We start from the raw sequence: 13767 nt of genomic DNA on the forward strand, positions 1-13767 counted from the left end.
TGAGCCATGTCTTGGGAGACGTCGAAAGTACCGGTACCCGACGGACCCGATGCGGGCACAGCCTGGCACTACGGCGACCCCCTCGGTGAACAACGCGCCGCCGCCGACGCGGCGGTGGTCGTCGACCGCTCGCATCGCTCGGTGCTGACGCTGACCGGGGGCGAACGCAAGTCCTGGCTGCACACCATCTCCAGCCAGCATGTCAGCGAGCTCCCCGACGGCGCCGTGACCGAGAACCTCAGTCTCGACGGGCAGGGACGCGTCGAGGACCACTGGCTGCAGACCGAGCTGGCGGGCCGGACCGTCATCGACACCGAACCCTGGCGCGGGGAGGCCCTGGAGTCCTTCCTTCGCAAGATGGTGTTCTGGTCCGACGTCGCGATCGAATCCGCCGACCTCGCGGTGCTGTCCCTTCTCGGTCCCGCGGTCGCGGACACGCCGGTGCTGACGGCGCTCGGGCTCGACGAGCTGCCGTCCGAGGGCAGCGCGGTCGAGCTTCCCGGGGGCGGTTTCGTGCGCCGACTTCCGGGCACCGGGGTGGAGGTCGACGTGGTGGTGCCGCGCCCCGAGGTCGCCCGGTGGTTCGATGCGCTCGTGGCCGCCGGGGTGCGACCCGCGGGGACGTGGGCCTACGAGGCGCACCGTGTCGCCGCCCAGCGGCCCCGGCTCGGGATCGACACCGACGAACGCACCATCCCGCACGAGGTGGGGTGGATCGGCGGGCCCGGCGTCGGCGCCGTGCACCTGGAGAAGGGCTGCTACCGCGGGCAGGAGACGGTCGCGCGGGTCCACAACCTCGGCAAGCCCCCGCGGATGCTCGTCCAGGTGCACCTCGACGGCGACGCCGAACGTCCGTCACCGGGAGATCCGCTGCTCGCCGGCGGCCGTGCCGTCGGGCGGCTGGGTACCGTGGTCGACCACGTCGACGAGGGTGTCATCGCGCTGGCGCTGGTCAAACGGGGGCTTCCCGCCGACACCGCGCTGACGACCGGAGGCCGGGTGCAGGTGGCCGCGGCGATGGATCCGGAGTCGGTGCCGCCCGCCGATGTGGTCGGGGCGGGACGTCTGGCGATAGAGCGGCTGCGGACCGGCGGACGCGAGGAGCCATCCAGGCCCGGCGGACGCGAAATGTGAGAAACGGCGCTTCAACAGGGCCTGCCAGCGCCACGGCCCGCGGCACGGTAAGCTGACCGCAGGACAATAAACACACTCAGATCGGAGCCGCCTAGTAATTAGGCCGCTCCGTTATTGCGCGAGGGGGTTCCCCCATGGGCCGCGGCCGGGCAAAGGCGAAGCAGACCAAGGTTGCACGTGAGCTTAAATACAGCTCACCGCAGACCGATTTCGAGCGGCTTCAGCGCGAGCTGTCGAACGCTCCTGACGACGACCGTCTCAACGGCAGCGACGCGCTGTCCGACGAGGGGTGGCCGGCGGACGACGACGACTGGCGGCGCTGAGCCGCAAGTCTCCGTACAGGAGCTGTCAGAACCGGGGATGCCGGCCCACGAGCGTCGCTCGTGAACCGTCCTTGCCACCCTTCTCGATGGTGCCGAGGGTCCAGCAATCCAGGTGACGGGCGGTCAGCACGGCCAACGCGCGGTCGGTGTCCTCCGGCGCGACGACGGCGACCATGCCGACCCCCATGTTGAAGGTCTTCTCCATCTCGGCCCGCTCGATGCGGCCACGCTGGGCGATCATGCCAAACACCGGTGCCGGAGTCCACGTACCGCGGTCGAGCTGAGCCACCAACCCGTGGGGGATGACCCTCTCCAGGTTCCCGGCCAGCCCGCCACCGGTGACGTGGCAGAACGTCCGGACCTGGGTCTCGGCCGCCAGCGCCAGGCAGTCCTTGGCGTAGATCCGCGTCGGCTCCAGTAGCTCCTCGCCGAGGGTGCGGCCGAACTCCTCGACGTGACCGGCGAGGTTCATGTGGTCGATCTCGAGGAGCACATGGCGGGCCAGTGAGTAGCCGTTGGAGTGCAGCCCGGTCGAGGCCATCGCGATGATGACGTCGCCGGGACGAACCCGGTCGGGTCCCAGGACGTCGTCGGCCTCGACGACGCCGATCCCCGTCGCCGAGATGTCGTAGTGGTCGGGAGCCATCAACCCCGGATGCTCGGCGGTCTCCCCGCCCAGCAGTGCACAGCCGGCCTGCACGCAGCCCTCGGCGATCCCTGACACCAACTCGGCCACCCGCTCGGGAACGGTGCGCCCGATGGCGATGTAGTCCTGCAGGAACAGCGGTTCCGCACCGCAGACCACCAGGTCGTCGACGACCATCGCGACGAGGTCGATACCGACGGTGTCGTGCTTGTCCATCGCCTGTGCCACGGCCAGCTTCGTGCCGACGCCGTCGGTGGACGAGGCGAGCAGCGGCTCGCGGTAGTCGCCGCGCAGTGCGAACAGACCGGCGAAGCCACCGAGGCCACCTCGCACCTCGGGCCGCGTGGCTTTCTTCGCGAGAGGCTTGAAGAGTTCGACGGCGCGGTCACCGGCTTCGATGTCCACTCCTGCCGACGCATAGGAAATGCCGTGTTGTTCGGCGATACCTTGTCGTTCAGAACCCTTAGTCATCGACAGCAAGATTACCCGCGCACACCCGGCCGATCGCTGCCAGTGCCGGTTGTGGCATCACCAACGCGCCTGCTCGTGCGCACAGCAGACCGGCTCCGGTCGTCGCCCGCGGCAGCTGCGCTGCCCCGTCACGTGTTTGCCGGGCGCCGGAAGTGGACATCCCGGCGCCATGCCAGAAAACGAAGTCCGCTGCGTGGTGACGGGTGCGACCGGTTACATCGGCGGCCGGTTGGTGCCGGAGTTGCTCGCGCGCGGCCTGCAGGTCCGGGCGATGGCACGCACGCCGAGCAAGCTCGACCGCGCCGACTGGCGGGACCGCGTCGAGGTGGTGCAGGGCGACCTCACCAAGGCCGATTCGCTGACCGCGGCCTTCGACGGCGCCGACGTCGTCTACTACCTGGTCCACTCGATGGGCACGTCACGCGACTTCGTCTCCGAGGAACGGCGGTCGGCGCACAACGTCGTCGAGGCGGCGAAGAAGGCGGGCGTCCGCCGGATCGTGTACCTCAGCGGTTTGCACCCTGACCGCAAGGAGTTGTCGCGCCACCTCGCATCGCGGGTCGAGGTCGGAGAGATCCTGATGGAATCAGGAATCGAGACCGTGGTGTTGCAGGCGGGCATCGTGATCGGCTCGGGGTCGGCGTCATTCGAGATGGTGCGGCACCTGACCGACCGCCTCCCGGTGATGACGACACCGAAGTGGGTCCACAACAAGATCCAGCCGATCTCCATCGCCGACGTGCTGCACTACCTCGCCGAGTCGGCGACCGCCGAGTTCGGCGAGTCACGCACGTGGGACATCGGCGGCCCGGACGTGATGGAGTACGGCGACGCGATGCAGGGATACGCCGACGTCGCGGGTCTGCGGCGCCGGGTCATGGTGGTGTTGCCGTTCCTGACGCCGACGATCGCGAGCTGGTGGGTGGGTCTGGTGACACCGATCCCGTCAGGCTTGGCGCGACCGTTGGTCGAGTCCCTCGAATGCGACGCGATCTGCCACGAGCACGACATCGACGGCGTCATCCCACCCCCGAAGGGTGGTCTGATCGGCTACCGCGAGGCGGTGGCCAGAGAACTCCGCTCCGAGGGCAACTCGTCCGCCGGACGCCGGCATCTGCTGCGGTTCAGTCCGGCGACCACGGACTGACAGCGACGAAACCTCTGCGGGTCAGGGCCTGCGCAGCGCGGACGCGTTGTCGTTGTCGGCGGCCGTGACCGGTAGTCCGGTGCGGGCTGCAGTGGCGAGCATGTGCTCGATCACGTTCTTGCCCAGTGCCGTCTCACCGGGCAGCTCGATCGGGTAGTCGCCGTCGAAGCATGCCGAGCACAACCGGGTCGCGGGCTGTTCGGTGGCGGCGATCATGCCTTCACGACTGATGTAGCCCAGGGTGTCGGCACCGATCGCGCGCCGGACGCCGTCGAGCATCTCGTCCTCGTCGGCGGAGTTGCTCGCGGCGTTGGCGATGAGCTCGGCCGGGGTCGCGAAGTCGATCCCGTAGAAGCACGGCCACTTCACCGGCGGCGACGCGATACGGACGTGCACCTCGACCGCGCCGGCCTCCCGCAGCATGCGGATCAGGGCACGTTGGGTGTTCCCGCGCACGATGGAGTCGTCGACGACGATCAGCCGTTTGCCGCGGATGACCTCTTTGAGCGGGTTGAGCTTGAGCCGGATGCCGAGCTGACGGATCGTCTGTGACGGCTGGATGAACGTGCGCCCGACGTAGGCGTTCTTCATCAGACCCTGGCCGAACGGGATTCCGGATTCCTGCGCGTAGCCGACGGCTGCGGGGGTGCCCGATTCCGGGACGCCGATCACGAGGTCGGCGTCGATCGGCTTCTCGCGGGCCAGCCGGCGGCCGATGTCGACGCGGGTGGCGTGCACCGAGCGTCCGACGATCGTGCTGTCGGGGCGGGCGAGGTACACGTACTCGAAGACGCAGCCCTTGGGGGTGGGGTTCGCGAAGCGGGTGGAACGCACGCCGTCGGCGTCGATGGCGAGAAGTTCGCCGGGTTCGATGTCGCGGACGAACGAGGCGCCGACGATGTCGAGCGCGGCGGTCTCCGACGCGACGACCCAGCCGCGGTCGAGGCGGCCGAGCGAGAGCGGACGCACCCCGTAGGGGTCACGCGCGGCGTACAGGGTGTTCTCGTCCATGAACGTCAGGCAGAACGCGCCGCGCACCGTTGGGAGGAGTTCGAGGGCGGCCTGTTCCAGCGAGGAGTCCGCGGCCCCGTGAGCGAGAAGCGCGCCCAGGATGTCGGAGTCGGTGGTGGCGGTCGCAGCGCCGCGGTCGTTCATCAGACCTTCGTCGCGGGCGCGCGCGGCCAGTTCCGCGGTGTTGACGAGGTTGCCGTTGTGGCCGAGGGCCACACCGGTGCCCGCCGCGGTGTTACGGAACACCGGCTGGGCGTTCTCCCACGTGGTGGAGCCGGTCGTGGAATACCGGCAGTGCCCGACGGCGACGTGCCCGGGCATCGCGGCCAGCGTCTGCTCGTCGAACACCTGGCTCACCAGGCCGAGATCTTTGAAGACCAGCACCTGGGACCCGTCGGCGACGGCGATGCCCGCGGCCTCCTGCCCCCTGTGCTGCAGGGCATAGAGGCCGTAATACGTGAGCTTCGCCACCTCCTCGCCCGGTGCCCAGACCCCGAATACTCCGCACTCTTCTCTGGGTTCGTTCTCGAGCTGCTCGGTGGTCACAATCAGGCTGCTCCCTAGGGGCTGTGGGTGACGCCGCCAGTCTACGGTCTGGACAGGCCGAAACGAGAATCAACGACCGCCTTTTCGCCCGGTGACCGGAATTCCCGCTCGGGGACGGCAATTCGGCACCCGAATCACGGTGTACGGACGGCGAAGCTGATCAGGTCAGTGGCACCAGCGGAAGCCTCGCGGCGATCTCCCGGGCCCGGGATCCGGACAACTGCAGTGCGCCGGCCGCCGCTGCGTCGTCCACGGACAGCAGCCCGGTGGCCAGCAGCAGCCAGGTGCGGGCGTCGGTCTCGACGACGTTGGGCGGATTTCCGCGCGTGTGGGTGGGCCCGGCGATGCACTGCACGGCCACGAACGGCGGCACCCGCACCTCGACGGAGGAACCGGGTGCGACGGCGGCGAGGGTGCGCGCTGTGGCGCGCACCGCGTCGGCGAGCTGCGGACGTTCGGGCGGGGTCGTCGTCCCGTCGCGGAGCCACGCCGACACCGCGGCGACGGCGTCGCGCGTCTTCTGCGGGTCCACGGTTCGTCGAGCGGCCATGGCCCAGCTTCTCAGAGCACCGTTCGGGTCCACGCCGCCGGCCACTGATGTCGCCCTTGACCTCAATGACGATTGAGGTTCTAGCGTCCCCGCATGACGTTCACCCCGCTGGAGATCGAATTCATGCAGCAGACCGACCTGGGCAGGCTGGCGACGATTCAGCCCGACGGCACCCCGCAGAACAGCCCCGTCGGATTCACCTACAACGAGCAGCTGGGCACCATCGACATCAGCGGATACGACATGTCGAGGAGCCGCAAGTTCCGCAACATCGCAGTGAACCCGAAGGTGGCGTTCGTCGTCGACGACATCTTCTCGCGTGATCCGTGGCGGGTGCGATGCCTGGAGATCCGGGGAGTCGCCGAACAGGCTGTGCCGGTGGATGTTCCGCGCGAACCCGACGGTGAGCCCCTGGATGCCGCGATCATCCGCGTGTTCCCGCGGCGGGTGATCAGCTTCGGGATCGACGATCAGGTGACCGAACCGCACCAGTTGGTCGCCCACGTCCGCAACGTCGCCGTTGAACGGCCAGCGCCGCAACTGCCCCGGCTTCGTTGACGGCCAGGTGGGCCAGGATCGGGGCAGCCAGGCTCCCCGACCTCTCGTAGAGCCATGAGAACACCCAGCCCGCAGCGCCGGTGACGAGGACTGTGCCCGGCACACTGTCGCCCGTCGCGCGCGCATCGGGGATGTGTGACAGCCCGAAAACCGCTGCCGTGAAAAGCCTCCCCGGTCTCGGTCCGAAAGCACGGGCCGCGGTGTCCCCCAGCACAGCGCGATAGGTCAGTTCCTCGGGCCCGACCGTCGCGAACGGGATACGCAGCAGCAGCCATCGCGTGGGGGCGGCGGGCAGCTCGCGTTCCGCCATGCCGGCGCGGACGGGCGGGGCGATCAGCCCGGCGGCCACACCCAGACCGACCGCGCCCGCGGCCGCACTCCCCCAGCGGACGCCGCGTCCCAACTCGGCGGGACGCAGCCCCGGCGAGGGCCGGGACAGCAGCGTCACCGCTGAGCAGAACAACATGTGCGGCAACGGATTCCACCTGTGAGGAAGGCGTGGCGCCGTCGCGCTCCAGCCGAGCAGCACCGCTGCGAGGCCGGCCGCGCGCACCGTGTCGCGCATCAGAAGTCGCCGTCCTCACTTCCGGTCTGCGCCAGCGCCACGCGGATGCGCTCGGTGTCCCCCGGTGTCCAGCCGTCCGGCGGGGCCGCTCCGGCCCAGCCGTCGAGGATGTACTCGCCGTAGTTGTGCCCGTGACCACCCGGCACCGAGGACGCATTCGTCATGTCGGCGGCGACCTGCCAGAACGTGACGATCGGATACCAGCGCATCGCGGTCGTGCGGTCACGACCGGGCGGCTCGGACAGCCAGTCGGGGCGGGTGAACAACAGGTCCGGGGACCACCAGACGATCGGATCCGAGGAGTGTTGCAGGAAAAGCACTCTCGGCTCATCCCAGGGCGACCGGGTGTCCTCGGCGATCTGTGCGGCGTTGTTGCCCTGCGAGAACCGCACGGTCCGCCCGTCGTCGTAACGCGGCTCGACCTCCGGGGTCCGCGGGTCGCGCCGTATCGTGATCGCCCGCCACAGCGGGCTGGCGTTGGGAGGACCGACCCACAGCACCGACGAGAATCCCATCCGGGAGATGTCGGGCAACCAGTCGAAAGCACCCTGTCCCGCCATCGATCCGAGGCTCTCGCCGTACAGGATCAACCGCGGTCGGCTCTCAGGCGGCAACGTCGCCCAGCGTCCGTGGACGGCGTCGATCAGCAGCCGCCCGGCCGCCATCGACTTCTCCTGATCCCCGAGAAAGGAGATCCAGCTCGGCAGATACGAATACTGGGACGCGACGATCGCGGTGTCCCCGTTGTACATCATCTCCAGCGATCGGGCCGCGATCGGATTCACCCAGCCCGTACCGGTGGTCGGGACGATCACCAGCACCTCGCGGTCGAAAGCGCCGGTGCGCTCGAGTTCGCTGAGCAGCACCGCCATCCGGGCCTCGTCGGTGTCGGCGGTCTGCAGCCCGACGTACACCCGGATCGGTTCCTCGGCCGGCCTGCCGTTGATCCGGCTCAGTTCTTCTGCGTGGGGTCCGGTACCGACGAAGTTGCGGCCCTGGAAGCCGAGGGTGTCCCACGTGGCGAACGAGTCGGGGCTCCCGGATTTCTCGGGCTCCTCCGGCTGGACGACTCCCTCGCGGGTGGTCGTGTTCTGCGGCTGGAACACCTGGTTGGCACCGGCGAAGAACCCTCGCATCAGCACGCCGTTGACCAGGGTGATGACCAGGATGACGACCACCGCGGTGCCGAAGAACAGTGCCATCTCGTCGGAGAGCCGCCAGCGGCGGATCAGCAACCGGGCCAGGGTTTTGATCGCGCCGAGCAACAGCCGGGACGTCGCGACGCACACGGCGGCTACCGCGGCGGCGATGAGCAGAAGCCGCAGATAGCTTGTGGTACCGGGCCCTTCCATGCCCATCAGACCGGACACCTGCCGTTGCCAGGCCGCGGCGGGGATCACCATCAGGACGCACGCACCCACCGACACGGCGACGGTGACCGTCTTCAGCGCATTTCGCAGGCGTGGCGACAGCGGCCACCACAACCGGTTCGCCAGGACGAACCGACGCAGCATCCGCTCGAGAAAAACGCCGATGCCGTAGCCGATCGCGGCATTGATCCCGCCGATCAGCCCCTGGAACAACCAGTCCCGGGGCAGCAGCGACGGCGTCAGTGAGACGCAGAAGAACAGCGCACCCAGCGCGACACCGGTGAAGTCCAGGCGGAGCAGTCGCCACGCCCAGACGTAACGGGGGTTCTTCCCGGTGTCGCTCGCCGTCACCCGAACAACCCGGGCAGCACGCCCTCCGACGTGCGCCGCAACTCCTCAATGCCGACGGTGAACTGTCCCTGCACCTCGACGGTCGGTTCGCCGCCTTCAGGTCCCTGATCCACGACGCCGATCCGGGTCGCCGGCAATCCGCGGGCCTGGCACATCGCGGTGAAGCGGCTCTCCTCGGTGCGCGGTACCGCGACCACCACCCGGCCCGACGACTCCGAGAACAAGAAGACGAACACGCCAGTGTCATCGTCGAAGTCCTCGGGAAGGACGAGGCGGCAACCGGTTTCGCCGGCCAGCGCGGCTTCGACCACGGCTTGGATCAGCCCACCCTCGGACACGTCGTGCGCGGCGGACACCAGACCGTCGCGGGACGCGGCGGTGAGCACCTCGGCCAGCAGCTGTTCGCGTTCGAGGTCGACCTTCGGCGGCACGCCCCCGAGATGCCCGGCCGTCACCTCGGCCCAGATCGACCCGTCGAACTCGTCGTGGGTGTCGCCGAGCAGGAGCAGCGTCTCGCCGGGTTCGCTTCCGAAGGCGGTCGGGATGCGGCGCTTGACATCGTCGATGATGCCGAGCACACCCACGACCGGGGTCGGCAGGATGGCCGTCGTCCCTGTCTGGTTGTAGAAGCTGACGTTGCCACCGGTGACCGGAATCCCCAGCGCCGCAGCACCATCGGCCAGTCCGCGGACCGCCTGCGAGAACTGCCACATCACACCCGGGTCTTCGGGCGACCCGAAGTTCAGGCAGTTGGTGACCGCGACGGGCGTGGCCCCGGTGACCGCGACGTTGCGGTACGCCTCGGCCAGCGCGAGTTGCGCCCCGGTGTAGGGATCGAGCGCCGTGTAGCGCCCGGATGCGTCCGTCGAGATCGCGATTCCCCGGCCGGTCTGCTCGTCGACGCGCAGCACCCCGCCGTCGGCGTACTCGGCCAGCACGGTGTTGCCGCGCACGTAGCGGTCGTACTGCTCGGTGATGAACGCACGGCTGCACAGATGCGGGCTGCCGACCATCGCCAGCAGCGTCGCGCGCAACTCCTCGCCGGTCACCGGACGCGTCAGCGACGCCGAGGTGTCGGCGATCAGTGCGTCCTGGCTGTCGGGACGTTGCACCGGACGCTCGTAGACGGGCCCCTCATGGGCGACGGTGCGGGGCGGCACGTCGACGACGGTCTCACCGTGCCAGGTGATCTCGAGTCGTCCGCTGTCGGTGACCTCGCCGATGACGGTGGCCAGCACATCCCACTTACGGCAGACCGCCATGAACGCGTCCACGTTCTCGGGGGTCACGACCGCGCACATGCGTTCCTGCGACTCGCTCGACAGGATCTCGGCGGGGGTCATGTTCGCCGCCCGCAGAGGCACCTGCTCCAGCTCGACCCGCATGCCGCCGTCGCCGGCGGAAGCCAGTTCCGAAGTGGCACAAGATAATCCGGCGCCGCCGAGATCCTGGATGCCGACCACCAGATCGGCGGCGTAGAGCTCCAGGCAGCACTCGATGAGCACCTTCTCCGTGAACGGGTCGCCGACCTGCACGCTCGGCAGCTTCTTGCGTGACCTGGATGGTCCAGCTCCGCCTCCGGCTTCGTGTCCGCCCGCGCTGCCCGACTCGTCGCCGCCGAAGGTCTCCGACGCCAGCACCGACACCCCGCCGATACCGTCGAGCCCGGTCCGCGCGCCGAACAGGATGATCTTGTTGCCGGCGCCGGACGCGAACGCCAGCTTCAGGTCCTCCTTGCGCAGTACGCCGACGCACAGCGCGTTGACCAGCGGGTTGCCCGCGTAGCTGGCGTCGAAGATCGTCTCGCCTCCGATGTTCGGCAGGCCCAGCGAGTTCCCGTAGCCGCCGACCCCGCGCACCACGCCGTCGAGCACGCGCCGGGTGTCCGGGGCGTCGGCTGCGCCGAATCGCAGCTGGTCCATCACGGCCACCGGGCGCGCACCCATCGCCATGATGTCGCGCACGATGCCGCCGACACCGGTCGCCGCACCCTGGTAGGGCTCGATGTAGGACGGGTGATTGTGGGACTCGACCTTGAACGTGGCGGCCCAGCCGTCGCCGATGTCCACGACTCCGGCGTTCTCACCGATGCCCGCGAGCATGGTCTCGCGCATCTTCTCGGTGGTCGTCTCCCCGAAGTAGCGCAGATGCACCTTCGAGGACTTGTACGAGCAGTGCTCGCTCCACATGACCGAGTACATCGCGAGCTCGGCATCGGTGGGCCGACGGCCGAGGATCTCGCGGATCCGCTCGTACTCGTCGTCCTTGAGCCCGAGTTCCCGATAGGGCTGGGGCTGGCCGGGAGTGGCGGCGGCCCGCTCGACAGTGTCTACCTCTTGGGTCAACCCAGACGTCACCGCGACAGTCTAGCCAGCGTGGCGCTGCGACTCAGGACACACAGAACGCGTTGCCCTCCGGGTCCGCGAGCACCACCCATTCGAACTCGGGACCGAAATTGTTCCGGCCGGTCTCCGTCGCGCCCAGCCCGACGAGGCGGGCCACCTCGGCTTCCCGGTCCCCGGCGTGGAAATCCAGATGCACCTTGTTCTTGCCCGGTGTCGGGTCGGGCACCCGCTGGAAGCCCAGCGCCGGGCGCCCTTCGGCGGCGACCATCACGAATTCCCCTGGCGCGACGGCATTCACCTCTCCACCCGCAGCCTCGGCCCACCAGGACGCCAGCGTGTCGGGATCCACACAGTCGAACGTGATCATCTCGATCTTGAGTGCCATGGCTCGACCGTAGGTCAGACCGGTGACAAGAACGCCTGCAATGCCGCCGAATAGTCGGCGACATCGGTCGCGCCCATCACCTCGCGCGCCGAGTGCATCGCGAGCTGGGCGGCGCCGACGTCGACGGTGGGGATCCCGGTGTTCGCCGCGGTCATCGGGCCGATGGTCGATCCGCACGGCAGGTCGGCCCGGTGCTCGTAGCGTTGCAGGTTCACCCCGGCCTGAGCGCACGCCAGCGCGAACGCCGCCGCAGTGCGCCCGTCGGTCGCGTAGCGCAGGTTGGGCTGCACCTTGAGCACCGGACCGGCGTTGACCTCGATCAGGTGACCCGGTTCGTGGCGTTCGGGATAGTTCGGGTGGGTGGCGTGGGCCATGTCCCCCGACGCCACCACCGAGTCAGGCAGCCGGCGCAGGAAGTCCTCCCGGCTGCCGCCGGCGGCCAGCGTGACGCGTTCCAGCGTCGTGAGCAGCAGGTCGGACTGAGCGCCGTGGTCGGACTGCGAGCCGACCTCCTCGTGGTCGAAGAGCACCAGCACCGGGACCACACCGTCGGGTTCCGCGGCGAGGAACGCCTCCAGACCGGCGTAGCAGGTCGCCTGGTTGTCCAGCCGGGGCGCACTGACCAGCTCCCCGTCGGCGCCGACCAGCCGCGACGGGGCGAGGTCGTGGGTCATCAGGTCGAAGCCGAGCACGTCGTCCTCGGTGACCCCGGCCCGCCCGGCGATGTACCCGAGGAACGAGCGGGCCCCGCCCCCGACGCCCCACACCGCGTTGACATGCCGCTGCGGGTTGAGCTCCACACCCTTGCGGTCCTCGGACAGGTGGATCGCCAGCTGCGGCACCCGCAGGATCGGGTCGTCGACCCGCACGAGGAGGTGCCGGACGGTGTTGCCGTCGCGCACCGACAGGCGGCCGCTGACACCCAGGTCACGGTCCAGCCACGAGTTCAGCCAGGCACCGCCGTAGGGAGCCAGCGCGACGATCTGCCAGCCGGACAGGAACCGGTCCGGATGCTGCTTGACCCGCAGGTTCGGGCTGTCGGTGTGGGCGCCGACGACGCGGAACGGTGCAGCGGCACTGTCGGTGTTCGACCGCCACGCGATCAGCGAGCCGGCCCGCACCGCGAAGAAGTCGCCCGCTTCCGGCCACGGGTCGCTCTCGGCCAGCTCGGTGAAGCCCGCCGCGAGCAGCCGGTCCGCCGCGGTGCGGCACGCGTGGAACGGCGACGGAGACGCGTCGATGAACTCGCACAGACCCTGAGGGCTAGCAGGCATCTTTCCATCTTCGCCGATCAGCGCCGCCGATCTTGATTTAGGGTCGGACCCGTGCCCGCTCCCCTGCCGCAGCCGGTCCTGGCTCCGCTGACACCGGCGGCGATCTTCCTGGTGGCCACGATCGACGACGGCGGCGAGCGCGCGGTGCACGACGCGCTGCCCGACATCGCCGGGCTGGTGCGCGCGGTCGGGTTCCGGGACCCGGCCAAGCGGCTGTCGGTGGTGACGTCGATCGGCTCCGACGCGTGGGACAGGCTGTTCTCCGGACCGCGCCCGGCCGAACTGCACCCGTTCGTCGAGCTCGACGGCGGCCGCCACCGCGCGCCGTCGACGCCGGGCGATCTGTTGTTCCACATCCGAGCCGAGACGATGGACGTCTGCTTCGAGCTGGCGACCAAGCTGGTCGCGGCGATGGGGGCGATCACCGTCGTCGACGAGACGCACGGCTTCCGCTTCTTCGACAACCGTGATCTGCTCGGGTTCGTCGACGGCACCGAGAATCCCGACGGCCCGCTGGCCGACAGCGCGACCCGCATCGGTGACGAGGACCCCGACTTCGCCGGCGGCTGCTACGTGCACGTGCAGAAGTACGTGCACCGGATGGACGCATGGAACGCGCTGTCGACCGAGGAGCAGGAGCGGGTGATCGGCCGGACCAAACTCGACGACATCGAGCTCGACGATGCGGTCAAACCCGCCGACTCCCACGTCGCGCTGAACGTCATCACCGACGAGGACGGCACGGAGCTCAAGATCGTGCGGCACAACATGCCGTTCGGCGAGGTGGGCAAGGGTGAGTTCGGGACCTACTTCATCGGCTACTCGCGCACCGCGGCGGTCACCGAGCGGATGCTGCGCAACATGTTCCTCGGTGACCCGCCGGGCAACACCGACCGCGTGCTCGACTTCTCGACCGCGGTGACGGGGTCGATGTTCTTCACCCCGATCAACGACTTCCTCGACGACCCGCCGCCTCTGCCCGGCGCGGTCCCTGACACCGACGACACCGACGACCCCGACGGCTCGGCGCCGGTCGGCTATCACGGCTCTCTGGCGATCGGCAGCCTGAAAGTCCGCCGTGGTTGAAAGGA

At 69.2% G+C, this 13767-nt stretch carries 13 protein-coding genes; 5 read left to right on the forward strand and 8 right to left on the reverse strand.

All coding sequences use genetic code 11. The features are described 5' to 3' along the window. Positions 1 to 6 precede the first annotated feature (6 nt). The gene (gene ygfZ, locus DYE23_RS23895; RefSeq protein ID WP_115328351.1) at positions 7 to 1134 is read left to right on the forward strand and encodes a CAF17-like 4Fe-4S cluster assembly/insertion protein YgfZ; all 1128 of its coding nucleotides are present in this window, start codon (positions 7 to 9) and stop codon (positions 1132 to 1134) included. 134 nt (positions 1135 to 1268) lie between these two features. After that, complete coding sequence (locus DYE23_RS23900) at positions 1269 to 1457, forward strand: DUF3073 domain-containing protein (RefSeq protein ID WP_115328352.1); 189 nt, start codon at positions 1269 to 1271, stop codon at positions 1455 to 1457. 25 nt (positions 1458 to 1482) lie between these two features. Here the strand turns inward: DYE23_RS23900 and purM are convergent, their stop codons facing one another. Beyond that, positions 1483 to 2574, reverse strand: coding sequence for a phosphoribosylformylglycinamidine cyclo-ligase (purM, locus tag DYE23_RS23905; RefSeq protein WP_115328353.1), 1092 nt, complete (start codon positions 2572 to 2574; stop codon positions 1483 to 1485). Positions 2575 to 2743: 169 nt separating this feature from the next. On the opposite strand from purM, the gene DYE23_RS23910 reads away from it, so the two are divergent. Then, a complete protein-coding gene (locus tag DYE23_RS23910; RefSeq protein ID WP_115328354.1) occupies positions 2744 to 3721 on the forward strand; it encodes an NAD(P)H-binding protein in 978 nt (325 codons plus the stop codon). A 21-nt stretch (positions 3722 to 3742) separates the two neighbouring features. Here DYE23_RS23910 and purF read toward each other — a convergent pair whose 3' ends face one another. Continuing rightward, positions 3743 to 5278, reverse strand: a complete 1536-nt coding sequence (gene purF / locus DYE23_RS23915; protein WP_115328355.1) for an amidophosphoribosyltransferase — start codon at positions 5276 to 5278, stop codon at positions 3743 to 3745. 160 nt (positions 5279 to 5438) lie between these two features. Next, a complete protein-coding gene (locus DYE23_RS23920; protein ID WP_115329088.1) occupies positions 5439 to 5828 on the reverse strand; it encodes a sterol carrier family protein in 390 nt (129 codons plus the stop codon). A 93-nt stretch (positions 5829 to 5921) separates the two neighbouring features. Here DYE23_RS23920 and DYE23_RS23925 point away from each other — a divergent pair, with 93 nt between their 5' ends. After that, entirely contained in the window at positions 5922 to 6386 is a 465-nt protein-coding gene (locus DYE23_RS23925; RefSeq protein ID WP_115328356.1) for a PPOX class F420-dependent oxidoreductase, read from the forward strand. On the opposite strand, the gene DYE23_RS23930 is transcribed toward DYE23_RS23925, so the two are convergent. The 5 genes from DYE23_RS23930 to DYE23_RS23950 are packed head-to-tail and all read right to left on the reverse strand — an operon-like array spanning position 6280 to position 12676. Then, positions 6280 to 6951 (reverse strand): Rv0804 family intramembrane glutamic endopeptidase, encoded by a 672-nt coding sequence (locus DYE23_RS23930; protein ID WP_115328357.1) that lies wholly within the window; start codon positions 6949 to 6951, stop codon positions 6280 to 6282. The two genes, DYE23_RS23925 and DYE23_RS23930, sit on opposite strands and share 107 nt — an antisense overlap. Continuing rightward, positions 6951 to 8672, reverse strand: a complete 1722-nt coding sequence (locus DYE23_RS23935; protein ID WP_115328358.1) for an alpha/beta hydrolase — start codon at positions 8670 to 8672, stop codon at positions 6951 to 6953. The genes DYE23_RS23930 and DYE23_RS23935 overlap by 1 nt, the downstream gene beginning before the upstream one ends. Beyond that, the gene (gene purL, locus DYE23_RS23940; protein ID WP_115328359.1) at positions 8669 to 11029 is read right to left on the reverse strand and encodes a phosphoribosylformylglycinamidine synthase subunit PurL; all 2361 of its coding nucleotides are present in this window, start codon (positions 11027 to 11029) and stop codon (positions 8669 to 8671) included. Before purL ends, DYE23_RS23935 begins: the two co-directional genes overlap by 4 nt. Positions 11030 to 11060: 31 nt before the next feature. Continuing rightward, a complete protein-coding gene (locus DYE23_RS23945; protein WP_115328360.1) occupies positions 11061 to 11402 on the reverse strand; it encodes a VOC family protein in 342 nt (113 codons plus the stop codon). Positions 11403 to 11416: 14 nt separating this feature from the next. Next, positions 11417 to 12676, reverse strand: a complete 1260-nt coding sequence (locus tag DYE23_RS23950; protein ID WP_115328361.1) for a M18 family aminopeptidase — start codon at positions 12674 to 12676, stop codon at positions 11417 to 11419. Positions 12677 to 12727: 51 nt separating this feature from the next. On the opposite strand from DYE23_RS23950, the gene DYE23_RS23955 reads away from it, so the two are divergent. Beyond that, a complete protein-coding gene (locus DYE23_RS23955) occupies positions 12728 to 13762 on the forward strand; it encodes a Dyp-type peroxidase (RefSeq protein ID WP_011892524.1) in 1035 nt (344 codons plus the stop codon). Positions 13763 to 13767 lie beyond the last annotated feature (5 nt).

This window comes from Mycolicibacterium gilvum (genome assembly GCF_900454025.1).
In the GTDB taxonomy this organism is placed as follows: Bacteria; Actinomycetota; Actinomycetes; order Mycobacteriales; family Mycobacteriaceae; genus Mycobacterium; species Mycobacterium gilvum.

Bases quoted from the DNA above. Each gene is read 5' to 3' on its own strand.
- DYE23_RS23920 (WP_115329088.1), bottom strand. From the start codon at position 5,828: ATGGCCGCTCGACGAACCGTGGACCCGCAGAAGACGCGCGACGCCGTC.
- ygfZ (WP_115328351.1), top strand. From the start codon at position 7: ATGTCTTGGGAGACGTCGAAAGTACCGGTACCCGACGGACCCGATGCG.
- DYE23_RS23930 (WP_115328357.1), bottom strand. From the start codon at position 6,951: ATGCGCGACACGGTGCGCGCGGCCGGCCTCGCAGCGGTGCTGCTCGGC.
- DYE23_RS23900 (WP_115328352.1), top strand. From the start codon at position 1,269: ATGGGCCGCGGCCGGGCAAAGGCGAAGCAGACCAAGGTTGCACGTGAG.
- DYE23_RS23950 (WP_115328361.1), bottom strand. From the start codon at position 12,676: ATGCCTGCTAGCCCTCAGGGTCTGTGCGAGTTCATCGACGCGTCTCCG.
- DYE23_RS23910 (WP_115328354.1), top strand. From the start codon at position 2,744: ATGCCAGAAAACGAAGTCCGCTGCGTGGTGACGGGTGCGACCGGTTAC.
- DYE23_RS23945 (WP_115328360.1), bottom strand. From the start codon at position 11,402: ATGGCACTCAAGATCGAGATGATCACGTTCGACTGTGTGGATCCCGAC.
- DYE23_RS23925 (WP_115328356.1), top strand. From the start codon at position 5,922: ATGACGTTCACCCCGCTGGAGATCGAATTCATGCAGCAGACCGACCTG.
- purM (WP_115328353.1), bottom strand. From the start codon at position 2,574: ATGACTAAGGGTTCTGAACGACAAGGTATCGCCGAACAACACGGCATT.